This is a genomic window from Bombilactobacillus bombi, from assembly GCF_003522965.1.
GTDB lineage: Bacteria > Bacillota > Bacilli > Lactobacillales > Lactobacillaceae > Bombilactobacillus > Bombilactobacillus bombi.
In genome coordinates this window covers 625191-651930 of sequence record NZ_CP031513.1, presented here as the reverse complement: position 1 = coordinate 651930, position 26740 = coordinate 625191, and the positions used below count along the sequence as shown (strand labels likewise).

Genomic DNA, 26740 nt, shown 5'->3' with positions numbered 1-26740 from the left:
TGGTATGGTATGAGAGTAAATGGGAGGTGTTTTTTTGAGGGATGAGCAGTGGCTGCAGAAATTTATGCAGTATTTATCTGTCGAACGGCATTATTCAGAGTTAACTGTCAAAGCTTATCGCAGTGATTTACAACATTTTCAAACTTTTTTATCTGAAGATGCAGGTAAGCCAGTTGCTTTTAAAAAAGTAACGACTGTTGATGTAGAAAATTATTTAGATTATTTAACTCAAAAAAAATATGCTAGTCGAACGATTACTCGAAAAATTTCTGCTTTACGCACTTTTTTTAAATTCTTAAAAAAGCAACAGCTGATTAAGCAGGACCCCTGTGAATTAGTCCATTTAAAATCACATTCTCATATTTTGCCAGAATTTTTTTATAATAAAGAATTAGAAGAATTACTCGCAGCGACTGCAGGTGATGAACCTTTAAAACAGCGTAATCGAGTTATACTAGAAATTCTTTATGGTACAGGTGTTAGAGTGAGTGAGGCTAGTAATTTAACCTTGCAACAAATTGATTTTGGGATGAAAATAATCTTAATTCATGGAAAAGGCGATAAAGATCGTTATGTACCACTTGGTTCCAAAGCGCAAGCGGCGATTACAACATATTTACAATCTGGTCGACGGCAGTTGATGGGCTCACAAACTGAGCACAACTTTTTATTAGTAAACAATCATGGACAAAAATTAACTAGTCGAGGAATTGAATATATTCTCAAGGAGATTATCAAACAAACTAATCTCACGGCTAATATTCATCCCCATATGTTGCGTCATAGTTTTGCCACGCAAATGCTTAATAATGGAGCTGATTTAAGAACTGTTCAAGAATTGCTAGGACATTCCAGTCTTTCAACTACCCAAATCTACACCCACTTAACCATGGAACATTTACAACAAGATTATCGGAAATATTTTCCACGAGCTAATAATGAAAATGAGGTAAATTAAATGACAACTATTTGTGCAGTACGTTATCAAAATCAAATCGCGATTGCTGGTGATGGTCAAGTTACAGCAGGCGAAAAGACAATCATGAAGGCTTCAGCGCATAAAGTCCGGCGGATTTTTAATAATCAGGTCGTAATCGGATTTGCTGGAGGAGTGGCTGATGCGTTTACATTAGAAGATTGGTTTGAAAAGAAACTAGAATCTTACTCAGGCAATTTAAAACGTGCTGCAGTAGAATTAGCACAAGATTGGCGTAAAGATCCAACTTTACAAAAATTAGAAGCAATGATGATTGCCTTTAATCAAACTGATTTGTTGCTCATCTCAGGTAATGGTGAAGTCATTGAACCTGATGAAGACGTAATTGCAATTGGTTCTGGCGGTAACTTTGCGCAAGCAGCTGCAATTGCCATGATTCGCCATAGTTCAGGGATGTCAGCTCAACAAATTGCACAAGAAGCAATTAATATTGCTTCTGATATTGATATTTTTACCAACAAAAGCATTATTACAGATCAGTTGTAGGAGGATATAAATGACAACGCAAATGACACCTAAACAAATTGTTCAACAATTGGATAAATATATTATTGGTCAAGATGAAGCTAAGAAGGCCGTGGCGATTGCTTTGTATAATCGCTACCGGAGGATGCAATTATCAGAAGCTATGCAACAAGATATTACTCCTAAGAATTTGTTAATGATTGGACCAACAGGTGTTGGTAAAACAGAAATTGCTCGGCGTTTAGCTAAAGTGGTTCAAGCCCCCTTCGTTAAAGTTGAAGCTACCAAATTTACAGAGGTAGGTTACGTTGGTCGTGATGTTGAATCTATGATTCGTGATTTAGTAGATGTAGCTGTCAAAATTGAAGAAGATATTCAATATCGTGATGTTCGATCACAAGCTACTCGAGAAGCTGACAAACAATTAGTCAAGTTATTAGTCCCTGGAGTTAAGAAAGAACCTAAGCAGATTAACGGTATTCAAGATATGATGGCGGCTTTTAATTCACTTTCTCAAGGAGAAAATCCTGTACCTAATAATGAAGAAGTAACAGATGATGTCCGCAATCAACGCTTAAGTGTTAAAGAACAACTAGATAAGGGATTATTAGAAGATGAAGAAGTAACAATCCAAGTCGAAGAGTCTCATAAAGTTAATCCAATGAATGATATGATGGGACAAATGGGAATTGATTTAAATAGTGCGATGGACTCTATTTTGCCAAAGAAAAAAGTTAGTCGGACATTACCAGTCAAAGAAGCTCGGGAAGTTTTAATTGAGCAAGAATCCAGCAAATTAGTCGATCATGATGCAATTTACCAAGCTGCTATTCAGCGCGCTGAAAATGATGGCATTATTTTTATTGATGAAATTGATAAAATTACTGCTGGCAATAAGAAAAATTCTGGTGAAGTATCTCGTGAAGGTGTCCAACGTGATATCTTGCCAATTGTTGAAGGTTCTAGTGTTAATACTAAATATGGTACCGTGAAAACTGATCACATCTTATTTATTGGTTCAGGAGCTTTTGCCGAAAGCAAACCGAGCGATTTAATTGCTGAATTACAAGGACGTTTCCCCATTCGAGTAGAATTAAATGATTTATCTGAAAATGACTTTATTCGCATTCTTACAGCTCCAGATAATGCCTTAGTTAAACAATACATTGCCATGATTGGCAGTGATGGTATTCATTTAACATTTACTAAAGAATCCATTGAAGAAATTGCTCGCATTGCTTATAAAGTTAATCATGAAAGCCAAAATATTGGTGCTCGGCGTTTGGCTACTGTATTAGAAAAAGTATTAGAAGAAATTATGTATGAAGCTCCTGACATGCAGATGGGTGATATTACAATTACACAAGAATATGTCGATCAAAAAGTTGGCACTATTGCTGATGATAATGATTTAACTAAATACATTTTGTAGAGGGAATTGTATGACTTTAATTACTTTGAAGAATAATCAGTTAGTTGTTAAAATCTCAACTTTAGGTGCTGAACTGCAAAGTGTCGTTGATCAATCAAATCAAGAACGTATTTGGCAGGCACAAGCAGATGTTTGGCCGCGCCATGCTCCAGTACTGTTTCCAATAGTCGGTCGGTTGCGAGATAATCATTATCGATTAAATAAACAAGTATATGAGATAGGACAACACGGCTTTGCTCGAGATTGTGAATTTGAGGTTGTTAATCAGCAAGATAGTTATTTGACTCTGAAACTGCAGGCTGATAGAGAAACCCAAACTGTTTATCCGTTTTTATTTACTTTAGAAATCACATTTATTTTGCATGATAATGATTTGCAAGTAAATTACAGCATTCAAAATCATGGTCAAGAGCTTATGCCTTTTGCCATTGGCGGTCATCCTGGATTTGTTTTTGATTACCAGCAACCTCAAGCACAATTAATAATTGAAAATCCGCAACAAGTACAACGATTGCAATTCACTGACAATAATTTGATCGATCAAACTCAGTTGCAAGCTGTTTCAACGCGTGAAATTGCCTTAAATTCCGAGAGTTTTGACCATGATGCTTGGGTTTATCAATCTCATGGTATGAATAGTTATAGTATTGGCACACCAGATCATTATCAAATTAAGATGACAACTAATTCTCCATATTTTGGAGTTTGGTCAGCCTACCCCAAGAAAGGAAAATTTATCTGTTTGGAGCCTTGGTGGGGATTAGCTGATACTGAAGACAGTGACGGCCAAATATTTCATAAATTTGGCATTAATCAACTTCAACCTCAGCAACTGTTCAATGCTAGTTGGCAAGTGACTTTTAATTAGCATATCCTCATTTATATTAAAAAAATGAACTTTTAGTTGACAACAATTAAAAATAATTTTATTATATATCACAATAGTTAACGTGAATATGACAAACAAAATGATCAGGGGAAGTAATTAAAGAATTTAGGTACAGAAAGCCTTGCATGTTGAGATGAGGCCCTTAATCTTTAATGAAAATGACCTGTGATTGGTGTACCGAGTTGGTGTATAGAACCAATTAGGTGGCAATGGTTGGTACCCTTTAACGTACACGCGTATAGATATTTTGTACGTTGTTAAGGGTATTAGTGTAAGCTAAAGCCAAATTAGAATGGTACCGCGGATAAAAACCGCTTCTAAAAGACTGTTAAAGTCAATTAGAAGCGGTTTTTTGTTTGCGTAGGAACGTTGACCAAAAAATAAAATGAGGTGGAGAACGTGAAACATATTAACAAGATTATTCAAAAAGTTTTTCTAGCAATTAGTTTTGTGGGAGTTATTTTCTTAGCTGTCGGATGTGGTGCTCAGGGTTCACAAGAAAAAACTGTTAAAGTTGGTATTAACAATGCTGATGAGCCAATCTGGAAAGTGGTTCAGCAAAAAGTTAAAAAGGACCATATTAATTTAAAAATTGTGGAGTTTTCTGATTATAATCAGCCTAATACAGCTTTATCTCAAGGAGAACTAGATATCAATGCCTTTCAACATCGTTTTTTCTTGAGTAATTGGAACAAGGCTCATCATACTAATTTGGTTGCTATTGGCAATACAGTAATTCAACCAATGGCTGTTTATTCTAACAAGCTCACAGATATTAAACAAATTAAAAATGGCGCCAAAGTAGCAGTACCCAACGATGCGTCTAATGAAGCACGAGCTTTACAATTATTAGAAAATGCTGGCCTAATTACTTTAAAAAATACTAAGAAAAAATTACCTTCAACCAAAGACATCCAAATAAATAAATTGAATTTAAAATTTAATGTTTTAGATGCAGCTCAGACAGCACATTCATTAGGTGATGTTGATGTAGCTGTTATTAACGGTAACGTCGCTAATGCTGCTAAATTAAGTGCAAAAAAAGTTATTTATAAAGAAAAGATTTCTAAGCAGTCCAAGCCTTGGATTAATATTATTGTTGCTAATAAGAAAGATCAGCACAATAAGACTTATCAAAAGGTTGTTAAAGCTTTCCAATCTGCTGATGTAGCCAAAGCAATTAAGAAAGTATACGGTCAAGGTGCTGTAACTGTCTGGAATTCAAAATTTTAATAAAGAGAGCGATAAAATGACAAAATTGACAGATCCAATAATTCAAAGTTCTTTGCAGGATTTATCTGATTATATAGCTTTACCCTCCGTTTCAGCTAAGAAGCAATATCAAGTCGAAACAGCACAATTTTTAAAAAAGCTATTAAGTGACTTCGGTGCTCAAGTTCAGGTCTTTGATGATTATCAAGTACCCTTAGTTTTTGCAGAAATTAAACCTCAAACCCCTAGTTCAACAACGATTTTAATTTACAATCATTACGATGTACAACCGGAAGAACCAGTAGAACTTTGGAATTCAGATCCTTTTAAATTAAAAGTTACCTCCGATAAGTTAATCGGACGTGGTGTTTCGGATTGTAAGGCTGATTTAATTAGTCGAATTACAGCTTTAAAGATTTATCGTCAACAACATGGAGATTTGCCTTGTAATATTAAATTTTTGATTGAAGGTGAAGAAGAAGTCGCTAGTGAACATTTGCCAGACTATCTTCAAAAATATCATCAATTATTAGCAGCGGATTTAGTCATTTGGGAGTCGGGCAGCAAAAATGAGCATGAACAATTTAGTATTCAAGGTGGAAATAAAGGCGTTTTGTGTTTTGAATTAGTAGCTAATTCTGCTGCAATTGATTTGCATTCTTCCTTTGCTGCAGTAGTCGATAGTGCAACGTGGCGTTTAGTAGCAGCTTTAGCCTCTTTACGAGATAGCGATGGTACTATTAAAGTGCCAGGATTTTATGATGATGTGGTTGAACCTACAAAAAGGGAACAAGACTTAGTGAATCAGGCAATCACCCCAGATTTGCAGCAAAAATGGGATCTACAGTTACCTTTGCTCAAAAATAAATCTGTTAATTATAATTTAACTTTTAGTCCAACAATTAATATTGAAGGTTTAAGTAGTGGCTGGGAGGGCGATGGTGTTAAAACAGTTACACCCAAAACTGCGAAAGCCAAGTTAGAGTTTAGATTAGTACCCAATCAAGATCCCCAAGATTTATTTAATAAGCTAACTAACTATTTACAAGAACAAGGATTTGCTGATATTAAAGTGAATTATCTTTTAGGAGAAGCAGGATACCGTTGGGATTTAAATCATCCACTAGTTGATTTATTAGTTGATACTGCCCAAAAGTGTTATGGATCAGACCAACAAGTAGAACTATTGCCTTCCAGCCCTGGAACTGGTCCAATGTATTTGATTAATAAATATACGCAGGCACCAATTGTATCATGTGGTGTTAGTTACAGTAAATCTGGAGATCATGCTCCCAATGAAAATATTCGGATTCAAGATTATTTAGCATTTATTGACTTTTTTGATCAATTTTTAGATAGGTTGTAGGTATAATTTATGGCAGAAACGAAGACAATTATTGAACTTAATCAAGTGGCAGTACGTTTTACGCAAAAGGATCAAATAGTTGATGCAGTTCAGGACGTTTCCTTAGAAATCAAGCAAGGGGATGTTTATGGAATTATAGGTTATTCGGGAGCAGGCAAGAGTACGCTGGTGCGAGTGATTAATCTTTTGCAAAGGCCAACAGCCGGACAAGTAATCGTTAATCATAAAAACTTGCTACAGTTAACACCCAAGCAATTGCGCGTGGAACGCAAAAATATTGGGATGATTTTTCAACATTTTAATTTACTGAATTCGCGTACTGTATTTGGAAATGTTGACTTTCCCTTAATGGATTCAAAACTAACTTCTACTGAGCGGCAACAAAAGGTTAACAAATTGTTAAAATTAGTGGGCTTAAGTGATAAGGCTGATAATTATCCTTCGCAATTATCAGGAGGGCAAAAACAACGAGTTGCCATTGCCCGCGCCCTAGCTAATGACCCTGAAATTTTGATTTCCGATGAAGCTACTAGTGCGTTAGATCCAGAAACTACAACTGAAATTTTGAATTTATTAGGGTATTTAAATCAATCCTTAGGAATTACGATTGTGATTATTACTCATGAAATGGACGCTATCAAGCAAGTATGTAACCATGTTGCAGTTATGGATCAAGGCAAAATTGTAGAAAAAGGCAGTTTACTTGATATCTTTGGCCAACCACAGCATGCCTTGACTAAAAAATTTGTTGATTCTTCGACACAATTAGGACCAGCACTAAAAGAAATCAAAAAGAGTCAAATTTTGCCGGCTAACGCCCAAAATTTAATTGAATTAAATTATTTAGGGGATGTAACTGAAGAACCAATCGTCGTGGAGTTGTATAAAAAATTTAATGTAGAAGCAAATATTTTGTTTAGCAATATTGAACAATTACAAGGGACAACAGTTGGTATTATGTTATTAGCACTAAATGGTTCAGCTACTGATGTCCAAAAGGCCTTAGCTTATTTAAATCAATTAAATGTCAATGTTAAACAAATTAATTTAGCAGAAATCGAGGCGAATTAAATGGTTAAATTAATTAATACTTGGATGCCCAACGTAGTTGCCAATTGGAGTGGTGATAATGGATTTGAAGTTGCAATTTACCAAACCTTATATATGACTTTTATTAGTGCAATTTTTGCAGGTATTTTGGGAATAATTTTAGGCATTGCTTTACTGGTTACTGATGCCAATGGAATTTTGCCTCATAAGCGGTTATATTATGTGTTAGATAAATTAGTTAATTTATTTCGCTCTATTCCTTTTGTAGTTTTACTGGCAGTTATTGGACCGTTTACGAAGCTAATTGTAGGACAAACAATTGGTCCTACAGGAGCTTTGGTGCCGTTAATCATTGGAACAGCTCCATTTTTTGCACGTCAGGTTCAATTAGCTTTAGTGGAAGTGGATCCAGGAATCATAGAGGCGGCCCAAGCAATGGGGTTATCACCTTGGCAGATTATCTATCATGTTTATTTAACAGAAGGACTACCAGAGTTAATTCGTTCGGCCACTTTGACTTTAATTAGTTTAATTGGGTTAACCGCTATGGCGGGTGCTGTCGGTGGCGGTGGCCTGGGTAATATGGCCATTGCCGTCGGATATCAGCGTTTTGAAAATGACGTCACAATTGTGTCAATGATTTTAATTTTGATTTTAGTCTTTATTGTCCAAGGAATTGGGGATTTCGCAGTGAAAAAATTACAACATTAATTGTTACTAGCTGAGTATTTTAAAGAATACTGAGCTATTTTTTTGCTAAATAATATTATCACAACTAGTATGTACTTAAATCTTTTGTTACTTGTATAATATAAAAAGCTCGAACAAAAGTATGTTCCAGCTTTATAAGCACTCTTATAATATAAAATTATAGATTCTTTAAGTTATTAATTATTATTCGAGTTTCAATTTAGCTAAAAATTAGTTACAATATAGTTTGCTTTCAATAATTATTCCAATTTTTAAAATTGAGGCTTAACCGAACAAACGTTCTGGTGTATAATTACTGATGGCGCTTCTTTTGTAAATAATAAACTAAACCGATGTGAACAAGATTCTCTTGATGCTTTGCCAAACGTTTAATATTTGGTAAATGGCGAATATAAATAATAATGGTGACAATAATAGCAGCTAATAACAAGTAGTAATCATGAATCACAAAAGTGATAATTGTAAAGACGGGCATTACTACTAAGCTAGCAATACTAACTGTACTGGTTAACAATACTAAAGCTGCAAACATGGTAGCTGCAACTAAAAATAGCACGGGATTATAAGCTAATAAAATTCCAGAACCTGTGGCAACAGCCTTTCCACCTTTAAAATGCAGAAAAATGGGAAAGCAATGGCCAATAACAGCAGCAATTCCGACTAGTAAAACCCATTGTTTACCAGGAACACCTAAAAATAACGGTAGACTGGCTCCTAAGGTGCCTTTAAAAATATCTAGTAACAGAACCGTTGTCCCCGGGAAAAATCCAAAAGTTCTAAAAGTATTAGTGGTCCCAATATTGCCACTACCTAACTGTCGGATATCTTGATGAAAATAAATTTTTCCTAGTAAGTAAGCTGAGGGAATAGAGCCAATTAAATATGCCAGAATAAAACAGATTATAAGTTTCAATTATTAAACCTCCAATGAAGATACCTTTTTTAATTCGAAATTGTGTATCAAAGATATTTTAATACAAATTAAATAACTATACTGTTCTTTTTTTGAAAGTGAGATTCGATTAATGGTTAAAAAACAACAATATGATGATTCATCTATTCAGATTTTACATGGTTTGGAAGCTGTACGCAAACGTCCTGGAATGTATATTGGTTCTACGGATGTTCGCGGCTTACATCATTTAGTGTATGAAATTGTTGATAATTCAGTTGATGAAGCCTTGGCTGGCTTTGGAAAAAATATCGATGTAATAATTAATCCTGATAATTCTATAACAGTGGCCGATCAAGGTCGAGGGATGCCAACCGGGATGCATAAATCTGGTATTCCCACTATTGAAGTTATTTTAACAGTTTTACACGCTGGGGGTAAATTTTCTGAAAATAATTATAAGACTTCTGGTGGTTTGCATGGAGTAGGTTCATCAGTAGTTAACGCCCTATCCGAATGGCTCAAAGTTCGAGTTGTACGAGATCACATTGCCTATGAAGAAGAGTTTGCTCATGGTGGTCAACCACAAGGAACGCTTAAAAAAATCGGTAAAGTTAAACAAACAAGTGGAACCACAATTTCTTTTAAGCCAGATCCTGAAATTTTTCAAACAACTACGTTTAATTTTAATACCTTGGCTGAACGTTTGCGAGAATCGGCTTTTCTTTTAAAGGGTGTTACGATCACCTTAACTGATTTAAGAACTGATTCAGCGCATAAGGAAGAGTACTTTTTTCCTGATGGAATTCAATCTTTTGTGAGATATCTCAATGAAGGTAAAGATCCCATTAAAGATGTTTTTTATTTTGATGGCCACCAAAATAATATTGAAGTGGAGTTCTCCGGCCAATATAATGATGGTTATTCAGAAAATATGATTTCATTTGTGAACAATGTGCGCACACCCGATGGTGGTAGCCATGAAGTAGGCATGAAAACTGGTTTAACCAAGGCGTTTAACGAATATGCTCGCAAAGTCGGGTTACTTAAAGAAAATGATAAGAACTTAGAAGGGACAGATGTCCGCGAAGGTTTAAGCGCCGTTTTATCTGTACGGATACCTGAAGATTTACTACAATTTGAAGGGCAAACTAAGAGTAAATTAGGAACTACCGAGGCCCGTGGAGCCGTAGATAACGTTGTTTATACGCAGATGTCTTTTTATCTTTTAGAAAACGGAGATTTTGGACAAACTTTAGTTAAAAAAGCCTTAAAAGCGCGCGAAGCCCGCGAAGCTGCGCGCAAAGCCCGTGAGAATACCCGTTCTGGTAAAAGAAAAAAGAAAGATCAAGGTGTACTTTCGGGTAAATTGACGCCTGCGCAGTCACGTAATCCTCAAAAAAATGAGTTATACTTAGTCGAAGGAAACTCCGCCGGTGGTTCTGCTAAGCAGGGACGTGATCGCAAGTTTCAAGCCATTTTACCGCTCCGGGGGAAAGTATTAAATACTCAAAAGGCGAAGCTGGATGATATTTTTAAAAATGAAGAAATTAATACTATGATTTATACAATTGGTGCTGGCGTAGGTCCTGAATTCAAAGCCGAAGATAGTAATTATGATAAAGTTATTATTATGACTGATGCTGATACCGATGGTGCGCATATTCAAATCTTGTTATTAACCTTTTTCTATCGTTACATGCGTCCTTTAATTGAAGCAGGCAAAGTATATATTGCTTTACCACCTTTGTACAAGCTACAAAAGGGGCGTGGAGACAAACTAAAAATTGAATACGCATGGACCGATTCTGAATTAAATGCTGAAATTAAGCAAATGGGTCCGGGGTATAGTTTGCAGCGTTTTAAAGGATTAGGTGAAATGAATTCTGGTCAACTTTGGGAAACCACAATGAATCCTGCTACTCGTACTTTGGTGCGGGTTCGAATTGATGATGCGGCTCTTGCCGAAAGACGAGTGACAACATTGATGGGCGATAAAGTGGAACCTCGCCGGGAATGGATTGAAGAAAATGTTAAATTTAATCTAGAAGAAGACGGCAGTCTTTTGGAAACTGATTCAAGCAAGAATGTTCTTGCTAAACGTGATTTAAAAAATCAATTAAATTCAAAATAAAGTGAGTGAAGAAAGTGGCAGATAGTTCCAAAATTCAAGAGCTTTCTTTGGAAGAAATTATGGGTGATCGTTTTGGTCGCTATTCCAAATATATTATTCAAGAACGAGCTCTTCCAGATGTGCGTGATGGACTGAAGCCAGTACAGCGGCGAATTCTCTATGCAATGCATGTAGATGGCAATACTTTTGACAAGGCTTTTCGTAAATCTGCCAAATCGGTTGGTAATGTAATGGGTAATTTTCATCCACATGGGGACACGCCTATTTATGAAGCTTTAGTTCGGTTAAGTCAATCATGGAAATTACGAGTACCTTTAATTGAAATGCATGGTAATAATGGTTCCATGGATGGCGATCCTCCAGCAGCTATGCGTTATACTGAGGCTCGTTTGAGCAAAGCTTCAGAAGCGTTATTACAGGATATTGAAAAAGATGTTGTCGATATGGTTTTAAATTTCGACGACACGTTAGAAGAACCAACAGTTTTACCAGCACGTTTTCCTAATTTGTTAGTCAATGGTGCTACTGGTATTTCTGCCGGTTATGCTACTGAGATTCCTCCGCATAATTTAGGTGAAGTCATTGATGCTACTATTGCCTTAATTGATAATCCCGAGTTGACTTTAGATGAGGCTATGCAATATGTACAAGGTCCCGATTTCCCTACGGGTGGAATTTTGCAAGGAAAAAGTGGCATTAAAAAAGCTTATCAAACTGGTCGTGGCAAAGTAATTTTACGTTCTAAAACGAAAATTCAAGAATTACGCGGTCATCGCAGTCAAATTATTGTAACGGAAATTCCATATGAAGTTAATAAAGCACTTTTAGTAAAAAAGATTGATGAAATAAGATTACTAAAAACAATTGATGGTATTGCTGAGGTGCGAGATGAATCTGATCGACATGGATTAAGCATTGTGATTGAACTAAAACGTGATGTCAATGCGCAAGCAGTTTTGAATTACTTATTCAAAAATACCGATTTACAAGTGACTTATAATTTCAACATGGTGGCAATTGCTAAGATGCGCCCCCAGCAACTGGGACTTTTGCCAATCCTAAAGGCTTATATTGATCATCAAAAGGAAGTAGTTTTAAGAAGAACTAACTTTGATTTGGACAAGGCTCAAAAGAGATTGCATATTGTTGATGGCTTAATTAAGGCTCTTTCAATTCTTGATCAAGTAATTCATACCATTAGAGCCAGCAAGAATAAAAGTGATGCAGTTAAAAATTTAGTAGCTGAACATCAATTTTCTAAAGAACAAGCCAGCGCAATTGTGGCATTGCAACTGTATCGTCTAACAAATACAGATGTTACACAACTTCAAAAAGAACAGGCGCAGCTACAAAAATCAATTATTGGCTATCAAGCTATCATTGCTAATCCAAAGCAATTATTGAAGGTTATTAAACAAGAATTACAAGCGATTAAAAAAGAATTTGCTACACCCCGGCTGACGAAAATTGAAGCAGAAGTTGCTGAAATAAAAATTGATCGGCGAGTGATGGTAACTGAAGAAACAGTTCGAGTTTTAGTTAGTCGACAAGGATATCTTAAACGGAGTAGTTTGCGCTCATATCAAGCTTCAACTGCAACCGATAATGGTTTGCGTCCGGAAGATAATCCAATCCTAGATTGTGAAGCTTCAACTTTAGATCACCTTTATATTTTTACTAATCAAGGACATTTAATTTATCGTCCAATTCATGAACTAGACGATGTGCGTTGGAAAGATACTGGTCAACATTTATCACAAACTATTGGCTTAAATCCAGATGAAGAAATATTAAATGCTTTTGTGTTTAAAGACTTAAAAGGTCCGGGCAAGTTTTTATTTGCGACCACTGATGGTTATATCAAGCAAGTGAAATTTGCAGATTTGTTACCGGGAAGGACTTATCGTTCGCGCGCAATAAAAACCATGAAATTACATTCTGATAATAGTAAAATTTTGCGTGTTTTTTATTTGTCTGAATCAAATGCTAATTTACAAGTGATTGGTTTTACGGAAAAATCTTATGCATTGCGTTTTAGTATTGAGGAAATACCTATCGTGCGTGCGCAAGCCGCTGGTGTTAAATTTATGTCCCTTAAGGATCAAGACCAAGTGGTGGATTATGATGTAGTGGATCCGTCTAAAAAGCAATTTATCATCATCTTGACTCAAAGAGGAGCTTTCAAGAAAATGGAACTATCTGAACTTTCAGAAAGTTCCCGAGCCCGTCGTGGAGTTTTAACTTTACGAGAATTAAAGAATAAGCCTCATCGAATAAAAATTGCGCGTTTGCTAACTAATGATGAGATATTAAAAGTTATGACTACAAATGCTGGCGAAATTGACATTGATCCTAGCGAATTTAATTTTGGTGATCGTTACTCTAATGGTTCTTTTGTTATTGATTTGGAAAAATCAGGTACAATTGAGCAAGCATTCATAAATGCACGTCCAACTACATCAAACAATTCTGAAAATAAGGGAGACAACAATGAATAAAATATGGGGGAGTCATTATGAATTCTGGTAAAGATGATTTTATTAATTCATTAACTTCTAAATCGTTGAGTTATTTTGCTAAGTTAGCTCATACTTTAAGTTACACTAAAACAGCAAGATCATTGGGAATTACACAACCAGCTCTAACTCAGCAAATCAAAAAATTAGAACATGGTATTGGCACTCCTTTATTTTATACAGTGGGAAAGCAAATTAATCTAACTGATGCAGGACGGATACTTTTAAGTGCAGTGACTGACATTTACCAAACCATGATTACAGCTGTTGACAATATTCAAAAATCTACCATGGCTTCAACCGGCTCAATTAGGATTGGCTTACTAGCAACTATTGAGGACCAAGTTTTAGAAGATTTCATTATTCACTATAATGATTTACAACCAGAAGTAGAAATCGAAGTATCACTTCTTACGCGCCGAGCTTTATGGAGTGATTTGGAAAATAACCAAATTGATATTGCTATTATGTATCTTCCAGATAAATCAATTAAAAACTGGAAACAATATTGTGCACGGAAGATTATGGATGAACGTTTAATTTTGTTGCATAATAATAAAAAATGGATTCAAAAAAAATCTTTAAAACTTAAATACGTGACAGCTCATCCTTGGGTAACATACCCTAATGATTACTATTTAACTGAGCTTTTGCGAGAACACTTCAAAAATCAATTAATTGATCCGCCCAAAAGTCAAGGACGGTTTGCCTCACCTTTACAAATTTTGCGGTTTGCTCAACAAAAAAATTATTATGCAGCCTTTCCAGAGAGTTTTGTGATCGCCAATCAAGATAAGATTCACTTATATCAAACTCCACTAGATCCAAAAATTAAATTTGAAATGAGTTTTATTTTTCGTCATGAAAAATCCAGTATTCCAAGAATTGCTAATTTCTTTGAATGTTGGGACGAATATATTTCTAAGAAATCCTATTATGAACGATTACAAGATTATCGCCCTATGTAGGTGCCTTTGTATTATAATAATAGTAAGTTGTAATTATTTGGAGGGATAATATTGGCAAAAGAATTAGTATTTGGGCATTTAAATCCTGATACCGATGCAATTGTAGCAGCAATTGCTTACTCACAATTGCAAAATCAATTAGGATATGAGACAGAGGCAGTAGCCTTAGGCGAACCTAATGATGAAACTAAATTTGTACTTGATTATTTCGATCAAGTAACTCCTAGAGTTATCGACAAAATTGGTGATCAAGTTCAAGCAGTTATGTTAGTTGATCATAATGAAGCACAACAAAGTGTACCAGATATCGATACTGTGGCAGTAACACATGTGGTTGACCACCATCGAATCGCTAATTTTAAGACCACTTCACCGCTATTTTATCATGCAGAACCAGTTGGATGTACGAGTACGATTTTGTGGAAAATGTATAATGAAAATGAAGTTCAAATTCCGCAAAAAATTGCTGGCTTGATGTTATCTGCTATCATTTCAGACACGTTATTATTAAAGTCACCAACCACCACTGATGATGATCGTCAAGCTGTTCAAGCTTTAGCTGATGTGGCCAATGTTGATTATCAAGATTATGGCTTAAAGATGTTAAAAGCAGGAACTAATATTGCTGCCAAAACAGCAGAAGACCTAATAGATGCTGATGCTAAAACCTTTGATATGGGTGGCCATAATGTTCGAATTGCCCAAGTTAACGTTGTTGATTTGGCTGAGGCTTTGGAGCGACAATCAGAGTTTGAAGATGCGATGAAGCAAAGTAGTCAGACTAATGGTTATGATTTATTTTTATTGGCAATTACTAATGTTTTAGACAGTGATACAACGATGGTTGTTACTGGAGATAATGATTTACAAACTAAGGTTGCCAAAGCATTCAACCACGATATTGAGAATTCTCGATTAGATTTACCTGGTGTAGTATCCAGAAAGAAACAAATTGTACCGCCATTACAACAACAATTTTAATAAAAATAGACAAATCATATTCTATCAATATTTTAAATATAATATTAAAATATTATGAGAATATGGTTTTTTTATCATTTATAAGTTAACTTTGTTATACTATAAGTACTACAACTTAAGGGAGAAAAATAATATGAATGAAGAAGACAAAATTGCAATTTTAAGCAAGTTAATCAGTTATAAATCTGTCAATGATCATGAAAAACAAGTTGCTTTGTATCTACAATCTTTACTACAGGAAAATGGAATTGAAAGTAAGTTGGTTCCGGTTAGTGGCGATCGTGCTAATTTAGTAGCCGAAATTGGAACTGGCAAACCGGTATTAGCAATATCGGGGCACATGGATGTTGTGGATGTCCAAGAAAAGAATTGGGATACAGATCCCTTTCAACTAACTGAACAAGGAGATAAATTATACGGACGCGGTACTACAGATATGAAAGCGGGATTAGCCGCTATTGTAATTGCTTTAATTGAATTGAAACAAAGTAAGACACCAATTAATGGTACAATTCGCTTTATGGCAACCGCAGGAGAAGAAGTTGGCCAAGAAGGTGCTGAAGTTTTGCAAAAAGAAGGCTATATGAAAGATGTCGATAGCTTATTAATAGCTGAACCATCAGGATTTATAGCTGTGTATGCCAGCAAAGGTGAATTAGATATTGATATTAAATCCATTGGAAAAGCTGCACATAGTTCCATGCCAGCTTTAGGTAATAATGCAGTAGAACATTTGTTAAATGTTTTAAATGATATTCAAAAACAATTAAAGAATCTGATGGATGAAGCTGAAAATGAGGTCCTTGGAAAAACAGTCTTTAATATTGATGTTATTAAAGGTGGTACCCAACCTAATGCTATTCCTGGATCTGCAGAAGCTGTTTTAAATATTCGGACCATTCCAGAATTACCTAATCAAAAGATACTAGATATTATTCAAAACACAATAGACCAATATAATGCCCATACAACTGGCCAGATCGCTTTAGAATGTGGTATGAATATTGTGCCGATTTTAGGTAATAAAGACGCACGCTTATTGAAATTAGTACAAAAAATTGGACAACCTTATTTACAAAAACAAAATTATACTGCAGAACAAATTAAGCAATTTGAACAGCAAGCCAAATTATCAGGAATTCCATTTTCTGCTGATGAAATCTTAGCGGTAGGGGTTTCGGGTGGAACTGATGCTTCTAAGTTCTTTATTGATCAACCTACTAATTGTAACTATGTTGTTTTTGGTCCAGGTAATGGTAATTCTCATCAAGATAATGAATTTGTTTCAAAAGCAATGTATTTAGAATTTATCGAAATATTTAAAAAAGTTATTGTAGAATTTTTTAAATAATTAGGTTAATAACTAAAATTAGAACCCCCTAGGTTCTAATTTTCTTACATATAAAAACGCCCAGCAAAATAAATTTTGTCGAGCGTTAAATTTTAGTCAACGGCCTTTAAAGCGGCCAACATATCAATTTTTTTAATTTTTTGGGACATGATGATCATCACAAAAATTGCAAAAATCAGGGTCATAATAGTAGAAATCAAAAAATTAGAATTACGTAAATACATGCTGACCATCACATTTTGTGGAGGCAGTGTTTGCATAATATAATGATGTAGCAAATAACCACCACCAAATCCTAAAATAATTCCACCAATTGTCAGAAAAATAGTTTCTCGAAAGATTGACATCACTACTTCAGATTGATAAAAACCAATAACTTTCATTGTTGCTAACTCACGTAACCTTTCAGAAACATTAATATTGGTTAAAGTATATAAGACGACTAAGGCTAAAAGTGACGAACAAATTATAATAATGAAGATTAAATTATTTAAACCATCCAAAATATAATTGATAGCATCTTTGATGGTATCTGAACGGATAATCGTTAAAGTTTCTGGTTGCCGGTTAAGCCACGTCGAAAGATGATTAATTTTTTGCGATGATCGCTGTTTGTTATTAACAATCAGCGAATTAGCTATAAATTGCTGTCCCAATATATGCTGATATTGGGCTGCGGTCATAAAAATAAAATGACCAGCATACATTTTACTAATAGCTCCAATGCGGGCTTGATATTGTTGTCCAATCTTATTTTCAAATTTTAAATAATCACCAACCTTTAAATGCATCGATTCAGCTAACTTTTGGGTAACAACTATGCCTTGAAGGTTTTTCGATTCAATTGGTTGCTCATTAATAGTTTTTAAGCTTACAAATTTATTAAGTTGTTGGAAGTTGGAAGCAGCCATCAGTGTGACTTCTTGATTATTAATATTTTGCTTACCACGAACATACATAGATTGATAGTTGATTAACTGAGCTTGTTTAACATTATTATGCTTTTTAATTTTTTGTAAATAATTATTTTTTTGGGTAGTTGTAACGCCGGGTTTAAAAATATTAACTTCATCATAATGAATTAATTGTTGATATTGCGTTTTAACAATTCCAGTCAATGAATCACGAATACCAAAGCCGGTAATCAAGAGTGCTGTACACCCGAAAATACCAATTATTGTCATTAACATGCGTGCTTTATATCGAAAAATATTACGAAAAGTGACCTGATATTTAAAACTAATTTTTTGCCACACCCAAGTAAGTTTTTCTAATAAAATTTTTCCGCCTTTAGTAGGAACTGTAGGTTGTAATAAAATAGCTGGTTCACTTCTTAGTTCTTGCAATGCAACCGATAAGGCTGGTAAAACAGCTACTGCAAATGCAATCACAGATGCGACCAGAATCCAGGTCCACACTGGTTGGATTGTAAGAGAAGGCAAGGCATAATTAGCTGAGTAAGCTTCGTAAATTTTGGTTGTTAAAAACGTTGAACCTAAATAAGCCCCGATTGCTGCGCCTAATAAGCCAGATAAAGATCCATAAACTAAAAATACTTTTATAGCATCAAAATGTGAGTAACCTAATCCTGTTAATAATCCCAATTCTTCCCGTTTTTCACTAGCCATGCGCGACATTGTCGTAAAACAAACAATTAAAGCTACTATAAAGAAGACATAAGGAAAAACATTGGATAAAATATCAATTCGCTTAGCTTCTTCACCAAAAGTATTATATCCATAATTGTAATCACTTCGAGTCTGAATAGTATATTCAACTGGAGGAATTTGTTTAATTTTATTTTTTAATTGCTGTAATTGGTTTTGTCCTTGAATGATTTGTTGATTAAGTACAGGGGAATTGAATTGAAGTAATTGTTGTAACTGTAATGCTTTTTGCTGATAGATATTTTGCCAATGACGTTGTAATTGCTGATTTTTATCTTTTGCCAAAGTGTTCATAGAATGCTGTAATTGGTCTACATTTTTTTGGATTTGACGTTCGTAAGTATCGTTATATGCTTGACGATTAACATTATTAAAATTCAACTTAATAATAGTAGGTTGAAATTTTTTAAAAGCGCTTTGCTTTAAATATCCGAAAGTATTAACCCGTCCATTTTTGAGAGTAGTTGTTCCTAATTGTGATTTATCTAAATAGTCACTAGAAGTAACAAAACCTACAATTTTTAGGTTTTGGTTTTTTAAGTTGTGGCTGTTTTTCTTTTCTAGTTTTAACCAATCGCCAATCTTGTAGTGATTTTGATCTTGAACATTTAGTACAATTTCATTTTCATGATGGGGAAAATGACCCTTGACTAATTTGGCTTGCGAAACATTTGTGGTTAGATTTTGTAATCGAATAACATCTTGTGAATGAGCAATAATACTATCTTGTTGTTCAGCAACAGAGAATGATTGGCCATGATGCTTTTTGAGTTGGTTTTGAATTTTGTTTTGATCAGATTTAGTTAAGGGCAAATTACTAGTTAGTTGGGCATCAGCCAAATGATGTTGCTTATAGTACTGATTAGCTGTTAAGCGCATATCAGTTCCAGTAGATTTCAAGCCAACCAAAACAAAAACACCTAAGGCTAATAAAATAGTTACTGATAAAAAGCGTGAAAAAGAAAATTGAAACTCTCGCCAAATGTTTTTTCGTAATATTTTTTTCATTACTTGCACCGCCTAATTACCACTCTATCTCTTCTACAGGAGTAGGGTGAGAGTTGATTTCATCGTGCTTAATTTTACCATCAGATATTTCCAGAATGTGATCAGCCATTGGTTTGATCATTTGATTATGTGTTACAATGATAACGTTTTTATTTTTGGAATGGCAAAAATCTTGCAAAAATTTTAAAATCTTTTTACCTGTATGGTAATCTAAAGCGCCAGTTGGTTCATCACAAAGTAGTAATGCGGGATTTTTAACAATTGCTCGTGCAATGGCAACTCGTTGTTGTTCTCCACCTGAGAGTTCTCCGGGGAAATTATCTTGACGTTCACTAAGGCCCACTTTAGCTAATACATCTGTCACACTTAAAGCTTGAGGTACTAATTCAGCAGCTAATTCAACATTTTCGCGAGCGGTTAAATTAGGCAATAAGTTATAAAATTGAAAAACAAAACCAATGGAATTGCGTCTAAAGGTTGTTAATTGATGGTGATTATAGTTGGAAATTTTTTCATTATTTATAATCACTTCACCAGAAGTAACAGTATCCATTCCTCCTAAAATATCAAGTAATGTCGATTTACCTGCACCTGATTCGCCCACAATAATAGTTAATTCACCAGCTTGCAAATCAAAATTAATATTGTCATTGGCTTTGATTTCGTTGCTTTGTCCAGAATTATAAATTTTTGAAACATTTTGCAAATGTATATAAGACATATTTACTCCTTTATGATAACTATTTATTTTATGTGGTTATTAAAACATATCTCATTATAATAGTAAATTGTTAGTCGCTATCTGAATTTAGCTGATCAAGCGCATTTTTTTGTTCAGTATCGATAATATGAGTATACAAACCGGTGGCTTTAGTAGAAGTTTGTCCCAATTGGGTAGCCACTAAATGTTCATTATGAGTTTCTAAATATAGTTTAGAAGCTAATGTATGCCGTAATTTGTGAGGAGTAATACGAATATTATTGAATGCCGAAGAATACTTAGCAACTAATAGTTCAACGGTAGCACTAGAAATCCTTCGTGGCCCTTTGCTCCCCTTAGTGACAAAGAGGGCAGGGGTAGTGGCAGCTTGGTAGCGTTCATTGCGAATTAATAAGTATGGTTGAATATATTTTAAAACCCAATTAGCTATTGGGACTAAATCTTGCTTACCACCTTTGCGTAAGACAGTAATTTGAGCTTGTTTAAAATTTAAATCTTTGATATTAGCATTAGTTAATTCAGAAACTCGAATACCGCTGCCTAACATTAAAGCATTAATTGCTAAGTCACGCTCCCAATCCCGTTCAAATAGTTTTGCTTGACGTTTATTGGTTAATTTTTTTGCATAGGAATGCCAAATAAAATCTAAATATTGTTGATCATTTTCTAACATTAATTGCGATTTGATATTATGGGCTCTAGTTTGGAGAGTTTCACTATCAGGTACTAAAGATATTTTTTTCATAACGTTTCGATAAAAATATGGTTCGCCGGTTTCAGTTTCAGATTCAACTGTTAAATAGCGAAACAAAGCAGATAAAGCATTTAAAGAACGATTAACTGTGCGATGCGATAACGTTGTTCTGGGATTTTGGGAAGTTTCTTTACCTCGATTTAATAAAAAAGCTTTATAAAGTCCTAAATCTTCTTTGCTTAAATGCTCAAGATCAGCAAGAGAAATATCTTTAATTTGGTGAGTGTGGGTGATATTGGTATCAATTAACCAATTAAAGAAACGCCGAAATTCATTAAGATATTGATATAACGTTGAGGGAGACAATGGGACGGTGGATTTATCCAAATAATATTTTTTAACATAAAAAGGCATAGTAGCTACGAGTTTGTCGTTTTTTTGAATATAAATTTCTTTTTGCATTTTTAATAAGCTCCCAAAATTAGATTAAAATTGATAGGGGGTCTTTCATTAATAAATATAACTTAATAAAACATCAATTTTATTAAGTTATATTTTAGCATAAATTCAAAGACAATACCAAGATAAAGTCAAACACACATAGTCGTTAAGTCAACCAACTAATGCTTTTATTAATTAAAGACAGATCTAATATTAGATAACTAGTTAGTTAAGTAATCAAATGAGGCAATGAGGCTGAGAAAAAAGTACCGAAAAAACAAGAAATGCATGAAATCCGTTTTGTTAAACATTGATTTCAAGCGTTTTTTAGCTTGTCTTATAAAGATAATTTCATAACTTGTGAGTTTTTTCCAAGGCTCATGAATGTGTAATATCTTTTTAACTTGATCAAGAAGATACATTATGATTCAGTATCAAAATTGAACGGTTCATATTAATCAATTTAAAATTAAGAGTATATTATTAATGATAATGAAGTTGTTTTAAACTCAATGTATTAAAGTTCTAAATTTTTAAAAAGTTATGCGAAAAATTATTAAATAACTACAAGTAATAAATATATTATATATACATACAGCTTACAGTTTATAGTTGTAATTAAGATGTATATCTAAACTCATGAGTACATTTAATAATTTTATTGTTGATAAAATCAAAATAACAACTTCGTATAATATATATTATGTAAAGTAGAATCAATTTAATAATTTTACCTATTTACTACCTACTCCAAAAAATTAAAATAATTTATAAAATAAATATTGACATTAATTGATCTATGTTTTATCATTCGATTATCATAAAATTAAAAATAAATTAAAAAGCATTGAAAAAGTAAGTAGTAAATATTGGATTGTTTAGCGAGTCTGGTTTAGTGCAAGCAGATACAAAAATTATTTACGAAAATCTCTTTGGAGCTATTAGCTGAATTAAGTAAGCTACGTCGGTATGCATCCGTTATAAATGCAGCAAATCATTGTTTTTATTGTAAGAATAATCGTTTGTGTAATTAAGGCTTTAAGTTTTTAAAGCAAATAAAGGTGGTACCGTGCTTGTTTAGCACCCTTTCAAAAGTTTTTTCTTTTGTCAGGGTGCTTTTTTGTTTTTTAATTTATTTAAGGAGGAGTATTAAAATGCAAAATGAAAGTAAAATTTTAACATTAAATAATGGGTTTCACCTATTTTCTAGAATATCTGGTGATGGACCAACCAAGCTTTTGTGTGTCCATGGTGGACCTGGTGGAACGCATGAAGAATTTGAAAATTTTGGTGAAGAATTAAAAAAATATAAAGTACAAGTTGCTATGTACGATCAATTAGGATCATTTTATTCTGACCAACCTGATTTTAATAAAACAAACAATAAAAAGTTCTTGTCAATTGATTACTATTTAAATGAATTAGAAGAAGTAAGAAAAAAACTTGGATGGGATCAATTTTACTTACTAGGCCACTCTTGGGGCGGATTACTAGCGCAAGAATATGCTTTGAAGTATGGTAAACATCTTAAAGGTTTAATATTAATGAGTATGATTGATAATATTCCTGAATATATTAGTTATATCAATTATTTACGCGAGCAAACATTTAGCGAACAAGAAGTATCATACATGAAATCTGTTGAAAGTTCTGAACGTTTTGAAGACCCTATGTATAACTTGTTAGTTCAAAAACTTTATAAAAAATACGTAATGCGACATCCAGAAAATGGACCACACCACCTTGTTCGAACTAATGCTGCCCCTGTATACAATTATTTTCAGGGAAATAATGAGTTTGTTATGACTGGAATATTAAAAAACTGGGATAACAGAAATAATACTTCAAAGATTAAAGTACCTACTCTATTAACTTTTGGGGAATATGACACAATGTCTTTAAAATCTGCAGATCGTATGCACCACCAATTATTACATTCACGTTTTGTATTAACACCTGACGGAGGTCATTGTCATAGTGTTGATAATCCCAGAGCATTTTTCAATACTCTAGGTAATTATATTGAAGATGTTAACAATTCGCGAAAGGAATTTTCAAATGTTAAATAAAAAGTTATTATTTTCTTCACTCAATGTATTTATATCGGTATTGCTTTTAGCTGGATGTGCATCAACAAAATCTAATGCAAAACAAGAAAATAAGGAAACTTCTAAAGATTCAATTACCTTGATGCAAACTAATGAATTATTATCATTAGATACTTCTAATCATGCTGATTTAACCACTTGGAATATTTTAGAAAATACAATGGAGGGATTATATAAAGCTGACAGTAAGCATCAACCTGCCCCTGCTATGGCAACTAAAATAGTTAAGCCTACTGATAATGGGACTGTTTATACGTTTCCCCTGCGTCATAATGCAAAATGGAGCAATGGAGATCCTGTAACAGCGCATGATTTTGTAATTGCATGGCAGCGTTCCGTTGCTCCAACATCTAAATCCGGTTATAATTATATTTTTTCTGGTATAGAAAATGCTGATGCAATTATTGCTGGTCAAAAATCAGTTCAATCATTGGGAGTTAAAGCACTAGATCAGTATACATTACAAGTTAAACTAGAACATCCAATGCCTTATTTTAATAAAATGATGGTTATGCCCGCATTCTTTCCAGAAAATCAGACAGCCTTAAAAAAATTCGGTAATAAGTATGGAACTAATTCCAAATCTTTATATTATAATGGTGCATTTTATGCAACTGGATGGGATGGCACTAATGAAAATTGGTCATTGAAAGCTAATAAGTATTATTATAACAAGAAAAAAGTTCATTTAAAGACAATTAAGTATTTAGTAATCAAAGACCCTAATACAGCTCATGAACTATTTGAACGAAATAAATTGGATGATGCTACTATAACGGGAGTTACAGCTAAAGAATTACAAGGAGATAAAAATCTTATTCATCAAAATAGAGCTGGTAATTATTATCTTCGTGTTAATTTAGCAAACAATCACCCACTAACAAATAACAAAATGCGTCAAGCACTTAGTTTAGTGTTGAATCGTAAAACTCTAACCAAAAATGTACTTGCTGATGGTTCTTTGCCTGCCAATACTTATGTTGCTAAAAATTTAGTCAAAGATCCAATTAATGGTAAAGATTTTGCTGATGAAAATCAACCTCAACAAACTTATAATGTTAAATTAGCTTGCAAATTATGGAAACAAGGGTATCGTGAATCAGGATTCAAAAAGACTGTTGCTTTAACTTTAATTGGTGATGATCAGACTGTCACAAAAAATGTAGCACAATTTGTTCAAGCATCAATTCAAAATAATTTACCAAATGTTAAAGTTAATATGAAAAATATTCCTGAAAAAAGTGCTTCATCTTATGTTCACAGTGGAAAATTTGATTTGGGAAATACTCTTTGGTTGGCTGACTTTGCCGATCCTACAAGTTTTATGAGTATTTTGACTAAAGATAATCCACAAAATTATGGTAAATATAACGATGAATATTTTAATAAACAGTACAATCTGGCAATCGCTAGTTCAAATAATAATCAGCAGTATTGGCAACATATGAATAACTTAGAAAAACGTCTAAATCAGACATTACCTGTTATTCCACTTTACCAAATGGTAGAAAGCCATTTGGTAAATCCTAAATTAAAAGGTGTTTTACGGCATCCAGTTGGAGAAACTGATTATACCCAAGCATATTTAAAATAAATTAAAACACATTCTTAACACTATTCTATTAAGAATGTGTTTTTTTGTCTATTAAGCAGCTATGTCTATGATAAATTTCTGTGTTAAAATTATTGGGTGTGTCTATTAAGAAAGTGAGATGAATTTTATGGATCAACCAGTTACAATTAAAACTAAATTGTCAATTTTAGCGACTGGTTTTTTATCCTTTATTGGGATTTTGATTGAAACATCTATGAATGTTACCTTTCCTACTTTAATGAAAGAATTCCAAGTTACTTTGAGTACGGTGCAATGGGTAACAACCGGTTATTTATTATTAGTTACAATAGTAATGAGTACAACTTCTTATTTAGTTAAACGTTTTGATGCGCGTAAAATATTTTTAACTGCTGCTACTATGTGTTTACTTGGAACAATTATTTGTGCTGCAGCATCTACTTTTTCAATTTTAATGTTAGGACGTTTACTAGAAGCTATTGCAACTGGTTTATCGACACCAACTTTATTTCATATTATTCTTTCACGAATTCCTACTAATAAATTAGGAATCTATACCGGCTTTGCAACTATGGTCACATCTTTTGCCCCAGCTTTAGGACCCACCTATGGCGGGATTATTAATAACTATATGTCTTGGCGAATGATTTTTATTGGTGTGTTACCTATTATTGTGATTGTAATGTTAACAGGTGGTTTAACCATCAGTCTTCAAGCACGTCATGATAATCCAAAATTTGATTTTTTAGGTTTAGCAATTTTGGCTGGTTTAATGGTAACTTTAATCATCAGTATTGATCAAGGTGGTAAACAAGGTTTTACTAGTAATAATTTCATTGTAGGAATTATTATAACTATTATTTTAATGCTGTTTTTTATGTATCATCTTAAATACGGAAAAAGACAGCTCTTGAATTTTCAAATTCTTCGATATCCGATTGTCAGTTTACGAGCAATTAATTTTTTTATTTTACAGTTTATGAATATTGGGATTTCATTTGTTATTCCTATTTTAGCTGAAGAAACTTTAAAAACCAATTCAATGGTTGCAGGTTTAATATTATTACCAGGTTCAATTTTAGGTGCCATTATTTCACCGATTGCTGGCAGTGTTTATGATCGTAAGGGTTCATTTTTACCCTTGTTTATTTCAAATATTTCGATGTTATTTGGTGCAATTTTATTTACGTTACTTACCCATAAAATTACAATTACTCTAATTATGATTTTTTATTGTTTTATGCGTGGTGGCTTTAATTTTGGTTATGGCAATACAATGTCGGATGCCAGCAAATTGGTTGCAATTAATGAAAAACCAGATGTTAATTCCTTGTTTAATACATTGCAACAATATGCTGGATCACTAGGTACTGGAATTATGTCAGCTGTTGTTTCTGCACAGCAATTAAATCTTGCACATAATTCCAGTATGATAGCTAAAACAGCAGCCAAAGGCTGTCAGTTAGATTTTCTAATTTTAATTATTTTAGCTATAATTGCTCTCAGTACAACTCTAATCGGTAAACATATCTTAGATGATAAAGTTCGATAAAATCAAAAAGCG

General features: G+C 33.6%; 20 protein-coding genes and 1 other annotated feature. Of the genes, 16 read left to right on the top strand and 4 right to left on the bottom strand.

The features are described from left to right. Positions 1–19: 19 nt before the first annotated feature. The 8 genes from xerC to DS830_RS03350 all read left to right on the top strand — a co-directional run bounded on the left by xerC (position 20) and on the right by DS830_RS03350 (position 8122). Complete coding sequence (gene xerC, locus DS830_RS03385; protein WP_118908255.1) at positions 20–958, top strand: tyrosine recombinase XerC; 939 nt, start codon at positions 20–22, stop codon at positions 956–958. Next, positions 959–1483, top strand: a complete 525-nt coding sequence (gene hslV, locus DS830_RS03380) for an ATP-dependent protease subunit HslV (RefSeq protein ID WP_118901850.1) — start codon at positions 959–961, stop codon at positions 1481–1483. 10 nt (positions 1484–1493) lie between these two features. After that, positions 1494–2894, top strand: coding sequence for an ATP-dependent protease ATPase subunit HslU (hslU, locus tag DS830_RS03375; protein WP_118901847.1), 1401 nt, complete (start codon positions 1494–1496; stop codon positions 2892–2894). 10 nt (positions 2895–2904) lie between these two features. Next, positions 2905–3762, top strand: a complete 858-nt coding sequence (locus tag DS830_RS03370; protein WP_118908254.1) for an aldose 1-epimerase family protein — start codon at positions 2905–2907, stop codon at positions 3760–3762. 420 nt (positions 3763–4182) lie between these two features. Beyond that, positions 4183–5016: a MetQ/NlpA family ABC transporter substrate-binding protein gene (locus tag DS830_RS03365; RefSeq protein ID WP_118908253.1), complete on the top strand. Its 834-nt coding sequence runs from the start codon at positions 4183–4185 to the stop codon at positions 5014–5016. A gap of 16 nt (positions 5017–5032) precedes the next feature. Then, positions 5033–6361 carry a M20/M25/M40 family metallo-hydrolase gene (locus tag DS830_RS03360; RefSeq protein WP_118908252.1) on the top strand — a complete coding sequence of 443 codons (1329 nt, stop codon included), beginning with the start codon at positions 5033–5035 and terminating at the stop codon, positions 6359–6361. Positions 6362–6388: 27 nt separating this feature from the next. Further along, entirely contained in the window at positions 6389–7432 is a 1044-nt protein-coding gene (locus tag DS830_RS03355; RefSeq protein WP_205526809.1) for a methionine ABC transporter ATP-binding protein, read from the top strand. Next, positions 7433–8122, top strand: a complete 690-nt coding sequence (locus DS830_RS03350; protein WP_118908250.1) for a methionine ABC transporter permease — start codon at positions 7433–7435, stop codon at positions 8120–8122. Between the two features lie 292 nt (positions 8123–8414). Here DS830_RS03350 and plsY read toward each other — a convergent pair whose 3' ends face one another. Then, on the bottom strand, positions 8415–9035 hold the full coding sequence (gene plsY, locus DS830_RS03345) for a glycerol-3-phosphate 1-O-acyltransferase PlsY (protein ID WP_118901829.1): 621 nt from the start codon (positions 9033–9035) through the stop codon (positions 8415–8417). A 112-nt stretch (positions 9036–9147) separates the two neighbouring features. Here plsY and parE point away from each other — a divergent pair, with 112 nt between their 5' ends. The 5 genes from parE to DS830_RS03320 all read left to right on the top strand — a co-directional run bounded on the left by parE (position 9148) and on the right by DS830_RS03320 (position 16964). After that, positions 9148–11148 carry a DNA topoisomerase IV subunit B gene (gene parE / locus DS830_RS03340; RefSeq protein ID WP_118908249.1) on the top strand — a complete coding sequence of 667 codons (2001 nt, stop codon included), beginning with the start codon at positions 9148–9150 and terminating at the stop codon, positions 11146–11148. A gap of 14 nt (positions 11149–11162) precedes the next feature. Next, on the top strand, positions 11163–13646 hold the full coding sequence (parC, locus tag DS830_RS03335) for a DNA topoisomerase IV subunit A (protein WP_118908248.1): 2484 nt from the start codon (positions 11163–11165) through the stop codon (positions 13644–13646). A gap of 17 nt (positions 13647–13663) precedes the next feature. Then, positions 13664–14632 (top strand): LysR family transcriptional regulator, encoded by a 969-nt coding sequence (locus tag DS830_RS03330; protein ID WP_118901820.1) that lies wholly within the window; start codon positions 13664–13666, stop codon positions 14630–14632. Positions 14633–14683: 51 nt separating this feature from the next. Beyond that, a complete protein-coding gene (locus DS830_RS03325) occupies positions 14684–15613 on the top strand; it encodes a manganese-dependent inorganic pyrophosphatase (protein WP_118908247.1) in 930 nt (309 codons plus the stop codon). Positions 15614–15746: 133 nt separating this feature from the next. Continuing rightward, positions 15747–16964 (top strand): ArgE/DapE family deacylase, encoded by a 1218-nt coding sequence (locus DS830_RS03320; RefSeq protein ID WP_118908246.1) that lies wholly within the window; start codon positions 15747–15749, stop codon positions 16962–16964. A 92-nt stretch (positions 16965–17056) separates the two neighbouring features. Here the strand turns inward: DS830_RS03320 and DS830_RS03315 are convergent, their stop codons facing one another. The 3 genes from DS830_RS03315 to xerS form a co-directional block, all read right to left on the bottom strand. Beyond that, positions 17057–19639, bottom strand: coding sequence for an ABC transporter permease (locus DS830_RS03315; RefSeq protein WP_118908245.1), 2583 nt, complete (start codon positions 19637–19639; stop codon positions 17057–17059). Positions 19640–19655: 16 nt separating this feature from the next. Continuing rightward, positions 19656–20360, bottom strand: a complete 705-nt coding sequence (locus tag DS830_RS03310) for an ABC transporter ATP-binding protein (protein WP_118901808.1) — start codon at positions 20358–20360, stop codon at positions 19656–19658. Positions 20361–20430: 70 nt separating this feature from the next. Next, positions 20431–21516 (bottom strand): tyrosine recombinase XerS, encoded by a 1086-nt coding sequence (xerS, locus tag DS830_RS03305; RefSeq protein ID WP_118908244.1) that lies wholly within the window; start codon positions 21514–21516, stop codon positions 20431–20433. An 817-nt stretch (positions 21517–22333) separates the two neighbouring features. Continuing rightward, positions 22334–22586: a binding site (T-box leader), on the top strand. A gap of 63 nt (positions 22587–22649) precedes the next feature. Here xerS and DS830_RS03300 point away from each other — a divergent pair. The 3 genes from DS830_RS03300 to DS830_RS03290 all read left to right on the top strand — a co-directional run bounded on the left by DS830_RS03300 (position 22650) and on the right by DS830_RS03290 (position 26728). Next, on the top strand, positions 22650–23564 hold the full coding sequence (locus DS830_RS03300) for a proline iminopeptidase-family hydrolase (RefSeq protein WP_118908243.1): 915 nt from the start codon (positions 22650–22652) through the stop codon (positions 23562–23564). Next, on the top strand, positions 23554–25197 hold the full coding sequence (locus DS830_RS03295; protein ID WP_118908242.1) for a peptide ABC transporter substrate-binding protein: 1644 nt from the start codon (positions 23554–23556) through the stop codon (positions 25195–25197). Before DS830_RS03300 ends, DS830_RS03295 begins: the two co-directional genes overlap by 11 nt. Positions 25198–25324: 127 nt before the next feature. Then, entirely contained in the window at positions 25325–26728 is a 1404-nt protein-coding gene (locus DS830_RS03290) for an MFS transporter (protein ID WP_420836985.1), read from the top strand. The last annotated feature ends 12 nt before the right edge of the window (positions 26729–26740 follow it).

Coding starts and splice junctions, on each gene's coding strand:
- xerC (WP_118908255.1), top strand. CDS start 20: ATGGGAGGTGTTTTTTTGAGGGATGAGCAGTGGCTGCAGAAATTTATG.
- hslV (WP_118901850.1), top strand. CDS start 959: ATGACAACTATTTGTGCAGTACGTTATCAAAATCAAATCGCGATTGCT.
- hslU (WP_118901847.1), top strand. CDS start 1,494: ATGACAACGCAAATGACACCTAAACAAATTGTTCAACAATTGGATAAA.
- DS830_RS03370 (WP_118908254.1), top strand. CDS start 2,905: ATGACTTTAATTACTTTGAAGAATAATCAGTTAGTTGTTAAAATCTCA.
- DS830_RS03360 (WP_118908252.1), top strand. CDS start 5,033: ATGACAAAATTGACAGATCCAATAATTCAAAGTTCTTTGCAGGATTTA.
- DS830_RS03350 (WP_118908250.1), top strand. CDS start 7,433: ATGGTTAAATTAATTAATACTTGGATGCCCAACGTAGTTGCCAATTGG.
- parE (WP_118908249.1), top strand. CDS start 9,148: ATGGTTAAAAAACAACAATATGATGATTCATCTATTCAGATTTTACAT.
- DS830_RS03330 (WP_118901820.1), top strand. CDS start 13,664: ATGAATTCTGGTAAAGATGATTTTATTAATTCATTAACTTCTAAATCG.
- DS830_RS03320 (WP_118908246.1), top strand. CDS start 15,747: ATGAATGAAGAAGACAAAATTGCAATTTTAAGCAAGTTAATCAGTTAT.
- DS830_RS03315 (WP_118908245.1), bottom strand. CDS start 19,639: ATGAAAAAAATATTACGAAAAAACATTTGGCGAGAGTTTCAATTTTCT.
- DS830_RS03310 (WP_118901808.1), bottom strand. CDS start 20,360: ATGTCTTATATACATTTGCAAAATGTTTCAAAAATTTATAATTCTGGA.
- xerS (WP_118908244.1), bottom strand. CDS start 21,516: ATGCAAAAAGAAATTTATATTCAAAAAAACGACAAACTCGTAGCTACT.
- DS830_RS03300 (WP_118908243.1), top strand. CDS start 22,650: ATGCAAAATGAAAGTAAAATTTTAACATTAAATAATGGGTTTCACCTA.
- DS830_RS03295 (WP_118908242.1), top strand. CDS start 23,554: ATGTTAAATAAAAAGTTATTATTTTCTTCACTCAATGTATTTATATCG.
- DS830_RS03290 (WP_420836985.1), top strand. CDS start 25,325: ATGGATCAACCAGTTACAATTAAAACTAAATTGTCAATTTTAGCGACT.